Origin of the sequence: Streptomyces sp. PKU-EA00015, from assembly GCF_013387495.1 — a bacterium.
Taxonomy (GTDB): Bacteria; Actinomycetota; Actinomycetes; order Streptomycetales; family Streptomycetaceae; genus Streptomyces.
On sequence record NZ_JABZEE010000116.1, the window covers coordinates 1 to 3182 of the forward strand.

General features: G+C 71.8%; 2 protein-coding genes and 1 pseudogene. 2 read left to right on the forward strand and 1 reads right to left on the reverse strand.

Annotated features, from left to right (window positions below; translation table 11 throughout):
* Positions 1–125: 125 nt before the first annotated feature.
* Positions 126–989 (reverse strand): helix-turn-helix domain-containing protein, encoded by an 864-nt coding sequence (locus tag HW130_RS35070; protein WP_177153811.1) that lies wholly within the window; start codon positions 987–989, stop codon positions 126–128.
* A 102-nt stretch (positions 990–1091) separates the two neighbouring features.
* On the opposite strand from HW130_RS35070, the pseudogene HW130_RS35075 reads away from it, so the two are divergent.
* Positions 1092–2532: pseudogene (locus tag HW130_RS35075) on the forward strand (MFS transporter).
* 305 nt (positions 2533–2837) lie between these two features.
* Positions 2838–3011: a hypothetical protein gene (locus HW130_RS35080; RefSeq protein WP_018846673.1), complete on the forward strand. Its 174-nt coding sequence runs from the start codon at positions 2838–2840 to the stop codon at positions 3009–3011.
* Positions 3012–3182: the final 171 nt, after the last annotated feature.

Consider the following 3182-nt stretch of genomic DNA (forward strand, 5'->3'; position numbering starts at 1 on the left):
AGGAGTTCAATTCTCCTTAGCTCCACAATCAGGATCCCGTCCCCGGCAAGGGGGCGGGATCTTCGCGTCGGTACTGGTGGTCTCCCCAGGATGCCGAACCGCGGCGCAGCCCCGTCGGCGCGGCGTCAGTCCCGCCTCGCGCGCAGCGTCCGTATGCGCGCGCCGCTCTCCTCGTCGGCCGGTGTGTACGCCACGATCCGGCACTCCGGCATCCCGTTGATCGACAGCGACACCGACGTCATCCGCACCTCGCCGACCGCCCGGTGACGGAACGTCTTGACCCGCGGCCCCGGCGGAACGACGTCGCCGCTCTTCCAGAGCCGCGCGAAGAACGGGCTGGCCGCCGACAGGCGCTCGACGAACGACTCCCAGGCCGGCTCGCCCACATGGCGTCCGTAGGCGCCGCGCAGCTGCGCCACCATCAGCGGCAGCTCCGAATCCCGGAAGACGACCGGGCAGACCGCCTCGGACGCCGTGAACAGCACCCACAGCACATTGCCCACGCCGAGCGCCTCCGGGCGGTCCAGCTCGAAGAGGTCGCGGTAGGCCGGGTTGGTGGCCAGGATGTCGTAGCGGGTGTTGTAGACGACCGCGGGGTGGGGGTCCAGCGCGTCGATCAAACCCTGGATCTCCGGTCCGACGCTCTGCTCCTCGTCCGCGGGGTCCGGCGCGTACGGGACCTCCGCGAGGTGGTAGAGGTGCTCGCGCTCGGGCTGGTCGAGCCGCAGGGTGCGGGCCACGGCGTCCAGTACCTGCGACGAGGCGTTGATGGGGCGGCCCTGCTCCAGCCACGTGTACCAGGTGACGCCGACGCCCGAGAGCTGCGCGACCTCCTCACGGCGCAGACCGGGCGTGCGCCGCCGCAGGCCCGGTGGCATGCCGACGTCGGCCGGTGTCACCCGGGCCCGGCGGCTGCGCAGGAACGCGGCGAGCTCCGAGCGGCGCCGCGGGTGCGCCCCGTCCCTGATCCCCGTCGTCACCGTGGTCACACCCCCATCGTCGAAGCAGCGGTCCGCCGTTGCCAGGTGCTGTCAGTACCAGCATCGACGGGCTCTCGTCACCCGTATCCGGGGCGCGGCAGTCTCACCGGCATGACGACGACCGTTCCCCGTGCCCCGCGATCAAGTAAAGCCCCCGCCACTGACAGCGGCGGCCCCCGGCTTCTGCTGACCGCCGTGCTCGCCGCCCAGTTCATGGCGCTCCTCGACACCTTCATCGTCAACGCGGCGGCGCCCACGATCCGTGCCGAACTCCGCACGTCCGGCGCCTACCTGCAGCTCGTCGTCGCCGGATACACCATCGCCTACGCCGTCCTGCTGATCACCGGCGCACGCCTCGGCGCGATGCTCGGCCACCGCCGCGTGTTCCTCGGCGGCCTGGCGGCCTTCACCGCCTTCTCGCTCGCCTGCGGACTCGCCGCCGGCACCAGGCAGTTGATCGCGTTCCGCTTCCTCCAGGGAGCCGGAGCGGCCCTGATGATCCCTCAGGTGCTCAGCCTCGTCCAGCGCAACTTCACCGCGGAGGGCCGGGTCCGGGCGCTCGGGGCCTACTCCGCCGTCCTCGCGAGCGGCGCAGCCGCCGGCCAGGTGGTCGGCGGGATCCTGGTCAGCGCCGACCTGTTCGGCACGAGTTGGCGGCCGGTCTTCCTCGTCAACGTGCCCATCGGCCTCGCCCTGCTGCTCCTGGGCGCGAAGGTGCTGCCCCGGGACCGTCGCGAGGCCGGGGTGCGCGCCGGCGGTCTCGACCTGCCCGGTCTGGTGCTGCTCGCGGCGGCGGTGTCGCTGTTCACCGTCCCGCTGGTCCTGGGGCAGGAGCAGGGCTGGCCCCTGTGGTCCTGGCTGTCGCTGGCCGCGGCGGCGCTGGTCCTGGGCGGCCTTCTGGCGCACGAGGCGCGGCTCGCGCGCCGGGGTGGTGCGCCCCTGATCTCGCCGAGGGTGCTGCGCAGCCCCGGGATCGGCCTCGCGGCGCTGAGGATTGCGGCCGTCATGGCGGTGAACGCCGCCCTTCCTGTTCACCGTCACGCTCCACGTCCAGGGCGGCCTGGGGTACAGCGCGCTGCGTGCCGGGGTGATGTTCGCGCCGTCCGCCGTCGTGTTCGGCGCCGTGGCGATGACCTGGCGGCGCTGGCCGGCCGGATGGCAACGTGCCCTGGCCCCGGCCGGGTTCGTGGTGACCGGGCTCGGGATCGCCGCCGCGGGCGCTCTGCTGCGGAACGGCGGGGGCGGCGGCCCGCTGCTGTACGCCTCCTTCGTGGCCAGCGGGGCGGGCATGGCGGCCGCGTACAGCCCCACGCTGACCGGCGCGCTGGCGAAGGTCCGGCAGGAGGACGCCGCGGACGCGAGCGGGCTGCTGGTGACCGTCACCCAGCTGGGGCAGATCATCGGCGTCGCCGTGTTCGGCACGCTCTTCCTCGGCCGGCTGACCGAACCGGGTCCCCAGGGATCCGCGGACGCCCTGTGGGTGACCGCTCTCGCGCTGTCGGCCGCCTGTGGGCTGGGGGCCGTGGCCGGTCTCGTTCGCAAACGCCGCTGACCTCCTTGCGTGGCCATGGCAGAATCGGACGGCCGGAGGGCCACCGGCGGTACGGGAGGGAGCGCACGATGTCCGCCAGCGGCGAGGAAGCCGGGGAGGCTGCCGATGACCTGCTTGCCACGGCGGAGGCACGTGCTCGCCTCAGCTGTCCTTCCTGCGGTTCCGCCCATGTCGCCCAGGTCCTCGGGGACAACGGAGGGGTTTCCTACGTGTGCACGGCCTGCGGCCACAGCTGGAGCTGAATGATGGGTGCCCACAGGCGGAAATGCGACTGGTGCGGCAGCGGTACGCCGATCGTCAGGGACATGGATCCGGTCAATCCGGAGTACCAGTACTGGTGCGAGGAGTGCGCGCGGGCGCTGATCATAAAAGGCGACCCCATCGAGACCTACCGGGAGCTCGAGGGGGAGCCGATCTACGGCCGGCTGCTGGACGAGCACTGCACCCTCAAGCGTTTCTACTCGTTCGCGACCGCCTGACCCCTCCCCGCGCCGACCGCCCCCGAAGCGGACAAACCAGGACTTGTCGGTCCCGAAGGAAAACGATTTGGAGATGCGTCGACGAGGGCGTTAATGTTCTCTACGTCGCCGCGGGGGAAGTCAGCACGGGGTGACACACAGCAAGGGGCTATAGCTCAGTTGGTAGAGCGC

Coding starts and splice junctions, on each gene's coding strand:
- HW130_RS35080 (WP_018846673.1), top strand. CDS start 2,838: ATGGATCCGGTCAATCCGGAGTACCAGTACTGGTGCGAGGAGTGCGCG.